This is a genomic window from Parasphingorhabdus sp. (assembly GCF_039982415.1).
Lineage (GTDB): Bacteria > Pseudomonadota > Alphaproteobacteria > Sphingomonadales > Sphingomonadaceae > Parasphingorhabdus.
Genome location: NZ_JBDWYL010000007.1, coordinates 429,886 through 445,097, shown reverse-complemented (window position 1 = coordinate 445,097; position 15,212 = coordinate 429,886). Strand labels below are relative to the sequence as shown.

The following is a 15,212-nucleotide window of genomic DNA, read 5'->3' as shown; positions in this document are numbered from 1 at the left end:
CCAGCCGATCAACTGCGCGCCCAGTTAAAATAGCGTTTCAACCATTGCAGGGCCCATTCCGGTTTGTGCTTTTTGCGCCATTCCCCGGCCGCGAATTTATTGGCTTCGGCCATGGTCGGGTATGTGTGAATAGTTCCCATGATCTTGCCCAAACCCAATCCATGTTTCATTGCTAGGACATATTCGGTTAGCAACTCACCTGCATTTTGCCCTACAATGGTTACTCCTAATATCCGGTCTTTGCCGGGAGGGGTTAGCACTTTGACGAAGCCTTCGGTTGCGCTTTCGGCAATGGCGCGGTCCAGATCATCAAGCCCATATTTGGTCACTTCAAACTCAATCCCTTCTTTCTCAGCTTGTTGCTCGTTGAGACCAGCATGTGCGATTTCGGGATCCAGAAATGTCGTCCATGGCAAGAATTCATAACTGGGTTTAAACTTCTTGAACCGCCCAAACAGAGCGTTAACCGTAGCAAACCAGGCTTGATGCGATGCGTTGTGTGTCAGTTGATACGGCCCGGCAACATCTCCAGCCGCATAGATGTGCGGGAATGTTGTTTGCAGATGTTCATTGGTGACCAATGTGCGATCTGTTTCAATGCCAAGTTTTTCCAAGCCAAAGCCTTCTAGACGGGCCGCCCGACCAACAGCGATGAGCAACTCATCAAATGGTAAAGAGTGTTCGCCATCATCATTCTCGACGATGATCATTTTGCGCGTGCCATCCATTTCGGTGCGTATAGCCTTGTGTCCACAAAGCAGATTTACGCCGGAATTGGTCAGCGATTGCGCGGCAATATCCGATACGTCTTGATCTTCTATGCCCATGACTCGATCTGCCATTTCCACAAGCGTCACTTCGCTACCCAGTCGCGCAAAAGATTGAGACAATTCGCAACCAATTGGGCCGCCACCAAGCACAACCATTTTCTTGGGCACAGCATCGCGTTTTGCCATTTCTTCCCACAAAGTATCGCTGGTGAGATAGCCGGTATTTTCTAAACCAGGCAGAGGCGGGACAAACGGACGGGCACCGGTTGCCAGCACAATGGCTTTACCGGTTAGGACTTGCGTTTCACCATCGTTGCGGGCGATTTCAACCGTCCATGGATCGATGAGTTTGGCGTAGCCTTGAACAACATCAACCCCAAGCCCTTCATATCGTTCTACGCTGTCATGTGGTTCGATCGTCTTAATGATATTCTCCACGCGGTTTATCACATTTTTGAAATCAAAATTGGGTGTGGTGGCAGTCAATCCATAGCGGTCGGCATGCTGCATTTGTTCTGCTATTTTTGCACTTTTAATCAGCGCTTTTGATGGGACACAGCCATAGTTGAGACAATCGCCGCCCATTTTTCCGGCCTCGATCAAAGTCACTTTGGCGTTGATCGTGGCGGCAATCAGAGAAGATACAAGACCACCGGATCCGGCACCAATTACAATTAAGTTGCGATCGAATTTTTTGGGTTTGGTCCAGCCTTGGTAAATTTTGCGGTTTTTCACCAGTCCAATAATCGCTTTGGCAATCCAAGGGAATATCGCCAGTAAAACAAACGAACCGATAACCGGTAACGAGAACACCTCTCCAACCGAGTTAACCTGTGAAAGCTGGGTTCCTGCATTGACGAAAACAATCGTGCCGGCGAGCATGCCGATCTGACTGGCAATAAAATAGGTTCCGACGCGAATCTTGGTCAATCCCATCAACATATTGACCACAAAAAATGGGAAAGCCGGCACCAATCGGATCGATATCAGATAAAAGGCGCCGTCGCGTTTTATGCCTTCATTGATATTTTTCAGCCGTTGCCCAAATTTGCTTTCTACCCAATCGCCCAGCAAATAGCGCGATGTGAGAAAGGCGATGGTTGCGCCGATTGTGGATGCGAACGAGACCACGACGGTACCAACAACTACGCCGAATAGAGCTCCCGCCGCGAGTGTCATAACGGCCGCACCCGGGATGGAAAGAGCGGTCACGGCGACATAAACGAAAAAGAATATACCAATAATGACGAGCGGATTAGCGCGATACCGGGAATCAATCGCGTCTTGCTGCGCCTTGAGATTTTCTAGGGTGAGCTGCGACCCGAGATCATAGTGGAAAAAGGCGAATAGTGCCGCCGCAAAGACAGCCAATACCAATAATTTCTTTAACATGCAGCGTTTTCCTCAGCCTTTGAACGAAGTGATTTTCCGTTGTTCGTATTAAGGCCATAAACGGTTACATCATCGTCGTCGATGCCGCACTTTCTGAGATTGCTGCTTGTCCTTATTTGCCTTTCACGCCCATTGCCTCGAGCATCCCAGGCAACCATTTTTTTGCCCGGCTATCATAAAGAGGAAAGGTATTTGTATAGCCCCAAGCACACATGCCTATGCCAACGGCATCAAAGGCCTCTCGGACTGTTTTTTGATAGTGAACCCTTTCATCGACCGGGATGGAATCAATCGCTCCAAATTCACCCATGAACGGCGTTTTACCGGTGCGCGCAATATAGGCTCGTATCTTTTCTACATCTGCTTTTAAGGCTTCTTGATCCATTTTTCCGCCGAGTTTACGGCCTATGGGTGGCGGATTATCTACCCAGCTTGCGCCCTGATGGGTGAATGGAAAGGGATCATAATAGTGAAAGGTTGGGACAATATGAGGGTCGTTAGGTAGTGGTAAGCTAGCGAGCGAATTGATTCCGCTCCACAGTTCTCCGCCGATAATGACGGGACGATCCGGATTAGTAGTACGAATTTCGCGCAGCGCGGGACGAAGCGTTGCCAGCAAATTGTCATGATTGAGTTTATCGTGCGGTTCATTTTCAATTTCAAACCAAAGATGATCATTGGGTTGATCGGCAAACGCCGCCGCTATCTGTTTCCAAAGACCGGCGAGACGCGGCGCATGTTTTTCCGGTTGCGCATATAATTCTTCATAATGATGGTCATCGAGAATAACATTAAGCTCTGCATCGCGCGCCAGTTTGACCAGATGTTTTACCCGCTTCATGAATGATTTCTTGATCGTGTAAGGCGGTTTATCAGCGGCATGGGCTGACCAGCGCACCGGCAATCTTATGGTATCAAAACCTGCTCGCGCGATAATTGTGAAATCATCATCAGCGATTTTCCGTCCCCAATCTCCTTCCCGCGGGGGTTCTAGATGATTGCCCATGTTAACGCAGCGACCGACCGGCAGGCTGTCGGTTTGGGCGTAAGCCAGATTAGATGAAACCAATAGGGCGAGGGCGGATATCAAATGCCGGGTGTTCATAATTAGGTCTCTCCGTGCCTTTGCCGTCCTCTTTGGGACGATCTGGGGTTGATAGATTGCAAATAGGTCAGGCTACGCTGCAGGGTTTCAAAAGGGTTTTTCGGATTGTCATGCTCGATGACAAAGTGCCGGACGCCCGCTTTTTGTGCCTGCGCTACGATTTCTGGAATCTTGATCCGGCCATTGCCGACATCCACGATATCTTTATTGGTTCGGCTCATATCTTTGATGTGAACCATGGAGAATCTGCCGGGAAAACGCTCAAAATAGGCTTCGGGTTGTTTTCCAGCAAAGCGCGTCCAATAGATGTCGAGTTCAAAATCGACATAGCGCGGGTTCAGCTTCGCGAATAGCAGTTCAAATGGTTCGATGGATCGACTGGAGTCACTAATGGGTGTAAATTCAAATTCATGATTGTGGTAAGCAAAACCAATGCCTTGGGCATGCGCTTTTTCAGCCACATGATTGATGATCTTTATCCAATCTTCCCATTGCTCCAAATTTTGGCGCTCTTCCGCCGGTATCCATGCCAAAACCATATAGCGGGCACCTAAGGCTTTGGTTTCCGCAATCACCTTTTCAGGACGAAGGCGCAGATCGTGCGCGTCGATATGCGATCCGATGACTTGCATATCGAGCGAGCGAACAAGCTGACCGACCCGTTTTGGATCCTCGCCAAATAGCCCTGCAAATTCAACGGTTTGATATCCCATGTTGGAGATTTTGGTCAATGTTCCGTCTATATTATTGGTCATTGCATCGCGGACGGTATAAAGCTGTGCGCCGATTACCAATGGTTCATCGACAAACAGATCACGCGATCGCTCAACCGTTGGGATTGGACTACATTGGATCAGCAAGCTGCTCAGCAGAAGCAAGGCACAAAACCGAAAACGGGGCTTGTATTTGTTTGCAATTGCAGGCTCTGATCTGAGCATTCCAGTCCTTTCCTGCGCTAAGATTTTCCCAGTACCGGTGAACTCATACGGGCCTGCGCGCACCATTGAGAACACTATGGTGCCATTGATAATATGAGAAACTATCGTTATGTCAACGTTGTCTTTTCGCTTCAGCGATCGGGATAGAAAGTACGACCAATGAAAATAGGTTTTCAATTTTGCGCCGATCTGGCAGTTTTTATGGCCTTGCTTGCCTGCCATCCTACCAGAGTTGGATGGGACCTCTGACCAAATGAATTTGATGATCATATGAAAAATATTGCCGATCTTGCGAAACCGAAACCACTGGCTGAACGCACTGGCGTAAGTCAGGCGATTTTCGAGCAAGAGATTCGCCCTTTGGGTCATCCCGTGGTGCTTCGTGGTCTTGCGCATTCTTGGCCAGCCGTCTCAGCAGCACAGCAGTCCTCTCGTGATCTCGCATCCTATCTGATGCAGTTTGACGCCGGAAAAGAAGCGCAAACTTTTCTTGCGAAACCGGAGGTGGCGGGGCGTTACTTCTATCGCGGCGACATGCGCGGCTTTAATTTCGAGCGGCGAAATATTGCGATCGCCAAAATTATCGAGAAGCTATTGGAGATTGCGTCAGATGGTGATCCTATGGGAATTTATGCCGGGGCAGGATCGTCTGCGGATTTGTTTCCTGGATTTGGTAGCGCGAATAAAATGGCGCTTTTGGATGAGAATGTCCCACCGTTAATCTGGATTGGAAATGCCGCTCGCATTGCCCCTCATTTTGATACGTCCGAAAATATCGCAGTAGCTGTCAATGGTGAGCGGCGATTCACGATTTTTCCTCCAGATCAGGTCTCTAATCTTTATATCGGCCCGCTGGATTTTACGATGGCCGGACAGCCCGCCAGCATGGTCGATCCTGTCGCCCCCGACTTAAATAAATTTCCGAATTTTCGTGAGGCTATGAACTACGCGCTGGTCGCCGATTTAGAGCCCGGGGATGCGATTTATTTACCTGCCTTGTGGTGGCATCATGTTCAATCATTTGGCGCCTTCAATGTGCTCGTTAACTATTGGTGGGGCGGGGGAGAAAATGGATCCGGATTGGAGGCGCTTGCCCATGGGCTGTTAAGTCTGCGCGACCGGCCGGCTCAAGAGAAAAAGGCATGGTTGGCGCTGTTCCAACATTATGTATTTTCCGAGGAGGCTAGTGACTCGATTGGCTATTTACCGGATCATGCACATGGCGTTTTGGGAAAAACCAGTCCGGAACGCAATCAGCGTATCATTTCTTTCCTTCTTGCCGGATTGAATCGCGATTAGCCCCAGATAACCGGGGCTAATCGACCGAAAAAATAATCTTTGACTCTCTAATGACAACGATGACATAATGGTAAAAATTCGAGATTGGGATGGGATGATGAAAAAATTTCTAGGTAGTATAGTGCTGGGTCTGTCTGTGGCAGGATGTCAGTTGGCGGCATCTTCTGATGTCACGACAGCGATCGAATTTCCATTTCAGGATCAGTCTTTACCCATAGAAGAGCGGGTTGAAGATCTTATCTCTCGTATGACCCTCGAGGAAAAAGCCGCACAAATGTATGACAAGGCGCCAGCGATCGAACGATTGGGTGTCCCGGCCTATGTCTATTGGAACGAAGCCTTGCACGGCGTCGCGCGCGCAGGGGAAGCAACCGTATTTCCTCAGGCTATTGGAATGGCAGCGACATTTGATGAAAAACTGATTTTGCGAATTGCGACCACGATTTCGGATGAAGGGCGCGCTAAACATCATGATTTTCTCAATCGTGGCAATGCCTCCATCTACACGGGACTGACGTTCTGGTCGCCCAATATCAATATTTTCAGAGATCCGCGATGGGGCCGGGGGCAAGAAACTTATGGCGAAGATCCCTATTTGACGGGCCGCATGGCGGTAAATTTCGTCAATGGGTTGCAAGGCGATGATCCGGATTATTTGAAAACAGTTGCCACTGTGAAACATTATGCCGTGCACAGCGGTCCGGAAACCACCCGCCATACGGACGATTATGATGTCACTGATAAGGATCTGAATGAGACCTATCTCCCCGCTTTTGCAACCGCGATTGCGGAAGCCAACCCGGCTTCTGCCATGTGTGTTTATAATGCTGTGCGCGGCATACCCGGATGCGCCAGTGAGTTTCTCATGCAAGATATTCTTCGTGAGCAGTTGGGTTTTACCGGTTTTGTTGTTTCTGATTGTGGAGCCATCGGTAATATCCATCGACCACAACATCATGACTATGTGAAAACCAAGGCAGAGGCCGCTGCTCTGTCAGTTAAGGCCGGGACGGAACTGGTATGTGGAGACGGAGAGGGCAGCGTCTATGCGGCCTTACCGGAAGCCGTCGAAAAAGGCTTGATTGAAGAAGCGACGATCGATCTAGCCCTCAAACGTATTTTTACGGCGCGGTTTAAATTGGGAATGTTCGACAATCCCAACGCAGTGAAATATGCGTCTATTCCGATGGATGTCGTGGGCTCGCAAGAGCATTTGGCGCTTACTAAAGAAGCGGCCCGCAAATCCTTTGTGCTTCTCAAAAATCAAGGCATTTTGCCGCTAAAATCCTCTCAAAAAATAGCTGTCATTGGCCCGAATGCCGATAATTTTGATGTGTTGATTGGAAATTATAATGGCAAGCCGGTTCGGCCGGTGACCGCATTGGAAGGATTGCAGGCGCGATTTGGCAAGAAGAATATTGCCTATGCGCCCGGCAGCGCGCTCGGGGGCACCATGTACACGCATTATAAGACGGTGCCTGCATCTTCCTTGTCGCATCGCAAAGGTGACGAATATGTTCCTGGAGTAAGGGCTTCCTATTATCTTGGCGAAGAAGCAACCGGTGAACCGCAGCGTGAGTTGATCGAAAAAAATATCGACTTCGAATGGAAGGGTTCGCCTGCAACCGATGCGATTGACGAAGCCTTTACCGCGGTCTGGGAAGGCTATATCAGCCCACCCGCCACTAGTCGCTATCGTTTTGGTCCAGAATTGACCGTAGAAATTGACGGCAAGCCGGTCGATGCTAACGGTGTTGCGCTCGAAAAGGGCAAGCGCCATGCGATTAAAGTGAGCTTATCAAAAGCCCCAGTTTGGCATAATAATGTGATCGAACCCATGGCCGCTCTGCAATGGATTGATCTTAACCGGGATCTGACGGCAGAGGCTCTTGCAGCTGCGGAGCAGTCTGAGGTGATCCTATTTTTCTCAGGCCTGTCAGCAAAGCTGGAAGGCGAGGAAATGTCAGTCGACGTTCCAGGATTTGTCGGCGGAGATCGCACTTCATTGGACTTGCCCGCCGAACAATTACGCTTGCTTGAAAAATTGCAGGCGACCGGCAAGCCCATTGTGTTGATTAATTTTTCAGGCAGCGCGATAAATTTATCTTGGGCGGATGAAAATCTTCCGGCTGTGGTGCAAGGTTTTTATCCGGGCGAAGCCACAGGATTGGCGATCAGTGAACTGCTGTTGGGCGATTATAGTCCAGCAGGCCGGTTGCCGGTCACATTCTACAAAAATCTGAATGGGATGCGGCCGCTCAATGACTATTCCATGCAAAATAGGACCTACAAATATTATACTGGGACTCCCGTTTATCCATTCGGCCACGGGTTAAGCTACACGCAATTTGGATATTCCAAGTTGGTGGTGCCGAAAACCCATAATCCCTCCCAACCATTGAAATTGCGGGTCAGTCTTTCCAATATCGGAAAAATGGATTCCGATGAAGTGGTGCAAATTTATGCCTCGCGGCAAGATGGCAAGGCGGGTACCCCTATACGCACTTTGGTCCAATTTGACCGAGTCCATGTTCCAGCCGGACAATCTCAGGATCTGGCCTATACGATCGCGTCTGACAAACTGAGCTTTGTCGATAGTGATGGCGTGCGGAAGCCTTATCAAGGTGTGGTGGAATATAGTATTGGATCAGGACAGCCCGGAAAATTGGCCGCTGGCGCGCATGTCAATGGCTCAGTGAATTTCACCAAAAATTGAAAACCAGTCATGTCAGGGGAGCATGTTCATGATCATTCGTCATATTATCATCGGTTTTTCGGTCCTATCGTTTTCAGTCAGCCCGGCGACGGCAAAGCAGCCTAATGCTGTTTTACAGGCGATTGATGATGCTTTGCCGGGTAGATTGATCAATGACCCGACGGTCGTTGACTGGACCGTTTACGGCAATAGCCGCAAACCGAAACAAGTTAGTGCTCCGGAAACGCCCGGCCAATATGCAATGCAATTGAAAGTGATCAAAAAAGGGGCGGCCAAATATGATATGGGCGTCAATATTCCGATCCGCGATGCCATATTATCGGGTCATATGATCACCATTGCTTTCTGGGCGAAATCCACCAAGGCCGATACGGGAGACGGCAATGGCATTGTCGGATTGCGGATCAATGAAAATCAGGCGCCCTATGCGGGGTTTGGTGATCAAGATCTCAAAATTGGTACCCAATGGAAGTTATACGAAGCCAAAATGCGGGCGACTATGGCTCTGGATGCAGGCCAGGCCGTGGTCGGTTTTCAATTGGCCGGGGCCAAACAGACCATAGAAATCGGTCAAGTATATGTGCTCGATATGGGCGCGCTATAGCTTGAACGGATCCGCATCAGCAGCCGGTTCTGTTCGTATTGAAGATTGATTTTTCGGATCGGATTGCGCCTTGCAATTTTCGGCAATAAAGTCCTCATGCATCGGCAAGCTGGCCGATGCTCTCCCAATAACATCCTTTATCGCATGTAGTCTTTGCATGGTTTCTTCGGGGCTGATGACATCGGCAATCGGATGATATTGAGCCGGGAAAACCCCCTGACCGGTTAACACGGCAAGCCAGCTGGGTTCGGCAAATATTTCATTTTCATCCCGAAAAATGCGGCCCGCTTCTTCGAATAGCTTTAGCTTCTGACTGAGAAACTCTGGAATTTCCATCGCGCGGACATAGTTCCAAAATTCAGAATCGGAGCGCTCTGTCGCTTTATAATGAAGGATCAGAAAGTCGCGAACAGTTTCAAATTCCTGGTCAATTAATTGATTGAATTTCTGACGATCTACCGGATTGAAATTGCCTGTTGGAAAAAGCGATATCAACTTGGAAATCGCACTTTGAATCAAGTGAATGCTGGTCGATTCCAAAGGCTCCAGAAAACCGCTAGAAAGGCCGATTGCGATACAGTTTTTCTTCCAAATTTCGCGCCGTTTGCCGGTTGTGAAACGCAATTGTCGCGGTTCTGCCAAGACCGGTCCTTCGAGATTGTCGACCAATGTCTGCCGCGCTTCCTCATCACTGGTATATTGGCTGGCATAGACATAGCCATTGCCAACCCGATGTTGCAGCGGAATCCGCCATTGCCAGCCGGCTTTGCGCGCGGTGGATCGGGTATAGGGCGTGAGATTGCCTGTCCGCTCGCAAGGGGCGGCGATAGCGCTGTCACAGGGCAGCCAATGGGACCAGTCTTCATAACCACTCTCCAGCGTTTTTTCGATGAGCAGACCGAAAAAGCCGGTGCAGTCAATGAATAGCTGCGCTTCCTTTTTATCGCCATTTTCCAATTGGACTGATTCAATAAAGCCATCGTCGCTGCGTTGCTGTACCGAAACAACTTTGCCTTCGGTTCTGCGCACGCCCAATTTTTCAGCATATTGCCTTAAGAACCGGGCATATAACAGAGCGTCAAAATGATAGGCGTATCGAATGCCTGAAAGCGGTGAATTTGGCGGGCCGGAAGGTTTCGAAAAACGACCATTTTTAGCCGCTTGCCAAGCGAGACAATAATCTTCGAGTGCGGACGTGTCACCGGCGGCTCGGGCACGCAGCCAAAAATGGTGGAAGCTAATCCCTTCCATATCGAGGCCATAGACCCCAAAAGGATGGAAATAGCGTTGTCCGGGCTTGTGCCAATCGTGAAATTCAATACCCAATTTAAACGTTGCCTGCGTGGCCCGCATAAATTCATTTTCGTCAATACCCAAAAGGCCATTAAACTTCATAATTTCCGGGATCGTGGCCTCGCCAACCCCCACGGTTCCGATTTCCTCCGATTCAATCAGATCAATCTGCATGTTGGAACCGCGAAATATATTAGACAGGGCCGCAGCGGTCATCCAGCCAGCAGTGCCGCCGCCAACGATGACGATCCGGTCTATGGAATTAGCTGGCATGTTGACTCGCCTTGCAATTGTCATCGATAAATTTTCGGTGCGTGGGCATGACATCGGCTGAATTCATCACCACGTCTCTGATATTGTTAAGCCGGGCCAAAAGTTCATCTTCGCCCATCGCGTCGACAACCGGATGATAGGCGCTGGTGTCCAATTCCTGACCATCCATAACCGCAAGCCAGCTTGTATCGGTAAACAGTTCATCATTTTGCCGAAATATTCGGCCGGTTTCTCGGTATAATTCCATTCTTTGTGTCAAATTATTCGGTATTTCCATGGTGCGCACATCATTCCAAAAATCGGAATCGGTGCGCTGGGTTTGATGATAGTGCAAAATCAAAAAGTCGCGAATTTGTTCATATTCGGTAACCGTCATGGCGTTGAACATATCGACGTCTACGGGTTTGATTTCCTCTTGCGGGAAAAACGCGAGTAATTTGGCAATGGCCGATTGCGCAAGGTGGATACTGGTCGATTCCAAAGGCTCCATAAAGCCAGCAGCCAAACCGATCGCGACACAATTTTTGTTCCAGAATTTTCTTCGTCGGCCCGTGACAAATTTTAATATTCTCGGGTCCGCCAGTGGTTTTCCATCGATATTTTGCATCAATATCTTTGTCGCCTCTTCGTCCGACATATAGGGAGAAGAGAAGACATGGCCGTTGCCAATTCGATGTTGCAAGGGAATGCGCCACTGCCACCCGGCTTGATGGGCTGTGGATCGGGTATAGGGCTCCGGGTCGCCCACGCTTTCACAGGGAACGGCCACGGCGCGATCGCAGGGCAGCCAATGGGTCCATTCTTCATAACCGGTTTCTAGCGCTTCTTCGATCAGCAATCCGCGAAATCCGGAACAATCGACAAACAGATCGCCATCAATTTCTTGACCATTGTCCAATGTCAATTTTTCAATATAGCCATTTTCACTGTTTAAATGGGTATCGACAACCCGGCCTTCGATCCGTTTAACCCCTTTGGATTCGGCTATTTCGCGCAAATATTGGGCATAGAGCAGCGCATCAAATTGAAACGCATAAGCAATTTTCTCGAGCGGGGAATTGGGTGCTTGAACGGGCCGCATGAACAGATTGCGTTTCGCGGCGACCGCTTGCAGGCAATAGTCTGAAAGCGGCGTAACCCGGGCGCCTTTTGCGCGTTGAAGATTTCGCTGTTTCAGCCAGAAATGGTGGAAGGCAATGCCTTCCATTTCGATACCATAGCTCCCAAAGGGATGGATGTAGCGACTGCCCTGGCTCGACCAGTTAACAAATTCAATTCCCAATTTGAATGTTGCGTTGGTGCGCGCGACAAATTCATTCTCATCCAATCCCAGCATCGTTTGGAAATTGACAATTTGCGGGATGGTTGCTTCGCCGACACCAACCGTTCCAATGGCTTGCGATTCGATCAAAGTGATGTCCGCATAGTTATTTTTCAGCACATGAGCGATAGCAGAGGCGGCCATCCAGCCGGCGGTACCACCACCGACAATGACAATTTTGCGGATGCGCTTGTTGCTCATAATTTCTGATTTCCGGTTTGCATCTGTCTGCTGGCTGCTGCGGCAAGTTGATCCATATAAATCTGGTGAACGGGCATGGCATCGATCGTTTGTTTAAAAGCGTCGACCATCTTGCCCAAAGATGGCCCCACTTGCGCCAAGTCTATTGTTTGCGCCATGGGATCAAAGCGTTGCGGTATCACGCCAAAGCCGATCATCAAGTCAATCCAATGCTGTTCTTCGAAAATTTCGTCGTCGAAAGTGACCAGCCGCCCGCGACTAAGAAACTGGTCCAATCGAATTTGAAGACTTTCGGGGAGAGCGGTGCGCCGCAAGTTTTCCCAGAACTTTTCAGACCGTCCATTGCGGACAAAAGGCAATAGGTAAAAATCGCGCAATTGATTAAACTGCATAATATTCAGCCGGTTATATTCATTTGCTTCTACATCCATATGACGGGAAGCGGGCAATAGATTGCACAGATTGATGATTTGCTGATGAAGCAAACGCATATCAGCAGACAAATAAGGACCCATCTGGCCGGCTGCTTGTCCAGCGCGAACAAGATTGGCAATCCACGGAGAAGGATTGCAAAAGGATCTCAAATGACCAGGCTCGGCCGAAATGGGCTGGGAATCCAATAAACCGCGCGCGTGGTCATCGCTTAAGTGGGCGGATGGATAAATGATGGTCTTGCAATTGCTATGGGCTAAGCTGGCCTCCATCATAATGGCTTGATCGAAAGCGCGCATGACCGGAACAGTCGGGCCGCTTTCCTCGTCTGAGGCGTACTGACTGCTGATGATTCGGTCGAATGGCAGCGGGAAATCATCCGTTTCCGATGGGGAAGGTGCGGATAACAACCCTGTTAGATCGATAAACAAATCCGCAGCAAATTCCTGACCATCCTCTAAAATGACAGATTTTATCGTCGGTGCATTTTCATCTTTCACTAGGCGGTCAATTTTCGTCTGATGATGGCTGATCGATGACGAGGCGCGGGCCTGGTGCTGGAGCATCGTCATATATTGTGACGTGTCGAGTGTGATCGATGGTCGCAGCAAAGTGCGAGGAGACTGCGGATCGCTGGACCCGTGCGCCAGTTTGCCTGCCATGGCAACGCGAGCAGGAAAGCGAAAAGCGGCAAATATTTCAGGCAGTTTTTCCGGTTCACCGCGGGCCATTGCGGCGCGCAGAACAATATGATGAAAGGCCACACCGTTAATGCCGGGCAGCTTGCCCGATGGCGCAGACATGTAATGACTGGCTTCACCCTGCCACCCGACAAAATTTGTCCCGAGAGACAATTGTCCGCCGGCTTCCATGATCAATTGTGCATCACTCCAACCCAATAGCTGGTGGAATGGACTATCGCAGTCGATTGTGATTGCTGGCGGAAATTCGTGTGTATTTGGTGCCGAAGAATCTTCGATTATAGTTATATGCGTATGTTCCGGGAGTTGCTCTGCCAAAGCAGCTGCCATTGCCCAGATGCCAATCCCATTTCCGGCAATAACAATATGCGAAAGACTATTTTTATTGATCACGATGCCCACGTCCCGATATCAGGGCCGACTGCCGCGCCATAAGATTGAATAAAGTCCAAATGACTGCCTGTATTTTCTACGGCGTTTGAAATTTTTTCGCGCAACAAACTGAATCGTGCGGCTATTTCTTCGCTTGTCATTTTGTCGACCCGGGGGTCATAGCGCTCTGGCACAATATTCTGTCCGGCAAAAACAGCGAGCCAGCTCGCCGGCAGGAAAAGGCCATGGGCATATTGGGGGATGATTCCTCGGCCGCGAAACGCCTCAATTTTTTCTCGCAGACTATCGGGCCAGGCCATTTCTCGCAGATCGCGCCACATCGGCGCATCATCGCGTTGATTGGCAACATAGTGCAGCACCAAAAAATCCCGGATACGATCAAATTCGAGATCCATAACCCGGTTATATTCCTGGACATCCAATGGAGCGCATTTTTGGTCCGGGAACAGTTCAATCAAATAGGTAATACCGCTTTGGATCAAGTGAATGCTCGTTGATTCCAGCGGCTCCAAAAATCCACCAGATAGGCCAATCGCAACACAATTTTTGTTCCACAATTGCCGCCGTTTACCGGTCTTGAAATATAGTTGTCGCGGGTCGCTCAGTGGCGGGCCTTCTAAATTATCCATCAACTGAGCCGCCGCCTCATCGTCGCTGATGTAGTCGCTGCAATAGACATGTCCATTGCCGATACGATGTTGCAGGGGAATGCGCCACTGCCAGCCGGCGGTGCGCGCCGTGGCGCGGGTATAAGGGCCAATCGGATCAGAGGCTTCGCACGGGACAGCAATGGCCCGATTACAAGGCAGATAATGACTCCAATCATCATATCCGGTTTGCAATTGTTGTTCGATCAGCAGTCCGCGGAAACCTGAACAATCCACAAAAAAATCACCTTCAATATCTTGTCCATTTTCTAAGGAAACAGACAGAATATTGCCGGTAAGGCTGTCACTACGGGCATTGACGATTTTGCCTTCAATTCTGCGCACGCCTTTTTGTTGCGCAAACTTGGACAAAAAGGCGGCATATTGGCTCGCATCAAATTGAAAGGCGTAGGAAAAGGTGGAGAATATCGAACGGGGATCCGGGTCCGGTAGCATGAAGCGATTGGCTTCGGCTGCGCGAACTGGATAGCTGTAATCGTCTAAGCTATCGGCGTCTCCGCTGGCTTGCATGCGCGCCCAGTAATGATGAAAGGCAGCAGGACCAATCGACTCGCCATAATCTCCAAATGGATGAATATAGCGATCACCAATTTTCCCCCAGTCACAAAATTCTATACCCAATTTAAAAGTGGCACTAGTGCGCGCCATTAATGTCGCTTCGTCAATGCCCAGTGTCTGATTGAAGAATCGGATATGCGGTAAAGTGGCTTCTCCAACGCCAACGGTTCCGATTTCTTCCGATTCGATCAAGGTGATGGTTGTGTCCGTACCGGACAATTTATGTGCCAGCGCCGCAGCGGTCATCCAACCGGCTGTGCCGCCGCCGACAATAATGATTTCTTTAATGGCCTGTCTCGTCTCTGGTCGCATTTTAATTTCTTTCGCTTGAACAGCCACTAGAAAGACAGGCGTTAACCGCTATTTGTGTAAGGCAATCAGCATAATCGCAAATGTTGCCAAATGGCAACGATTGATCTGATCCATTACAATTTTATGAATATCTTGACATTCCGCCATTGACAAGCTTGTCATTTCGAGGGAAGACAGCGAATGACAAGCTTGTCATAAAGATTCGAGCATAGCGATGTTTATGCCAAGATCACCGG

General features: G+C 49.4%; 10 protein-coding genes. 3 read left to right on the top strand and 7 right to left on the bottom strand.

What is annotated here, in order from left to right:
• Positions 1-8: 8 nt before the first annotated feature.
• The 3 genes from ABJU74_RS11900 to ABJU74_RS11890 all read right to left on the bottom strand — a co-directional run bounded on the left by ABJU74_RS11900 (position 9) and on the right by ABJU74_RS11890 (position 4,205).
• Positions 9-2,162, bottom strand: coding sequence for an FAD-dependent oxidoreductase (locus ABJU74_RS11900; RefSeq protein ID WP_348384432.1), 2,154 nt, complete (start codon positions 2,160-2,162; stop codon positions 9-11).
• A 112-nt stretch (positions 2,163-2,274) separates the two neighbouring features.
• On the bottom strand, positions 2,275-3,267 hold the full coding sequence (locus tag ABJU74_RS11895; protein WP_348384431.1) for a glycoside hydrolase family 5 protein: 993 nt from the start codon (positions 3,265-3,267) through the stop codon (positions 2,275-2,277).
• A gap of 2 nt (positions 3,268-3,269) precedes the next feature.
• The gene (locus ABJU74_RS11890; protein ID WP_348384430.1) at positions 3,270-4,205 is read right to left on the bottom strand and encodes a sugar phosphate isomerase/epimerase; all 936 of its coding nucleotides are present in this window, start codon (positions 4,203-4,205) and stop codon (positions 3,270-3,272) included.
• A gap of 270 nt (positions 4,206-4,475) precedes the next feature.
• Here ABJU74_RS11890 and ABJU74_RS11885 point away from each other — a divergent pair, with 270 nt between their 5' ends.
• From ABJU74_RS11885 to ABJU74_RS11875, 3 genes are all read left to right on the top strand, one after another.
• Positions 4,476-5,504 carry a cupin-like domain-containing protein gene (locus tag ABJU74_RS11885; RefSeq protein ID WP_348384429.1) on the top strand — a complete coding sequence of 343 codons (1,029 nt, stop codon included), beginning with the start codon at positions 4,476-4,478 and terminating at the stop codon, positions 5,502-5,504.
• 67 nt (positions 5,505-5,571) lie between these two features.
• A complete protein-coding gene (locus ABJU74_RS11880; RefSeq protein WP_348422574.1) occupies positions 5,572-8,220 on the top strand; it encodes a glycoside hydrolase family 3 C-terminal domain-containing protein in 2,649 nt (882 codons plus the stop codon).
• Positions 8,221-8,248: 28 nt separating this feature from the next.
• Positions 8,249-8,824 (top strand): hypothetical protein, encoded by a 576-nt coding sequence (locus tag ABJU74_RS11875; protein ID WP_348384427.1) that lies wholly within the window; start codon positions 8,249-8,251, stop codon positions 8,822-8,824.
• Here ABJU74_RS11875 and ABJU74_RS11870 read toward each other — a convergent pair.
• The 4 genes from ABJU74_RS11870 to ABJU74_RS11855 are packed head-to-tail and all read right to left on the bottom strand — an operon-like array spanning position 8,819 to position 14,976.
• Positions 8,819-10,390 (bottom strand): tryptophan halogenase family protein, encoded by a 1,572-nt coding sequence (locus ABJU74_RS11870; protein WP_348384426.1) that lies wholly within the window; start codon positions 10,388-10,390, stop codon positions 8,819-8,821. The genes ABJU74_RS11875 and ABJU74_RS11870 overlap by 6 nt on opposite strands.
• On the bottom strand, positions 10,380-11,912 hold the full coding sequence (locus ABJU74_RS11865; protein WP_348384425.1) for a tryptophan halogenase family protein: 1,533 nt from the start codon (positions 11,910-11,912) through the stop codon (positions 10,380-10,382). Before ABJU74_RS11865 ends, ABJU74_RS11870 begins: the two co-directional genes overlap by 11 nt.
• Complete coding sequence (locus ABJU74_RS11860) at positions 11,909-13,438, bottom strand: tryptophan 7-halogenase (protein ID WP_348384424.1); 1,530 nt, start codon at positions 13,436-13,438, stop codon at positions 11,909-11,911. Before ABJU74_RS11860 ends, ABJU74_RS11865 begins: the two co-directional genes overlap by 4 nt.
• Positions 13,435-14,976 carry a tryptophan halogenase family protein gene (locus ABJU74_RS11855; RefSeq protein ID WP_348384423.1) on the bottom strand — a complete coding sequence of 514 codons (1,542 nt, stop codon included), beginning with the start codon at positions 14,974-14,976 and terminating at the stop codon, positions 13,435-13,437. Before ABJU74_RS11855 ends, ABJU74_RS11860 begins: the two co-directional genes overlap by 4 nt.
• Between the last annotated feature and the right edge of the window lie 236 nt (positions 14,977-15,212).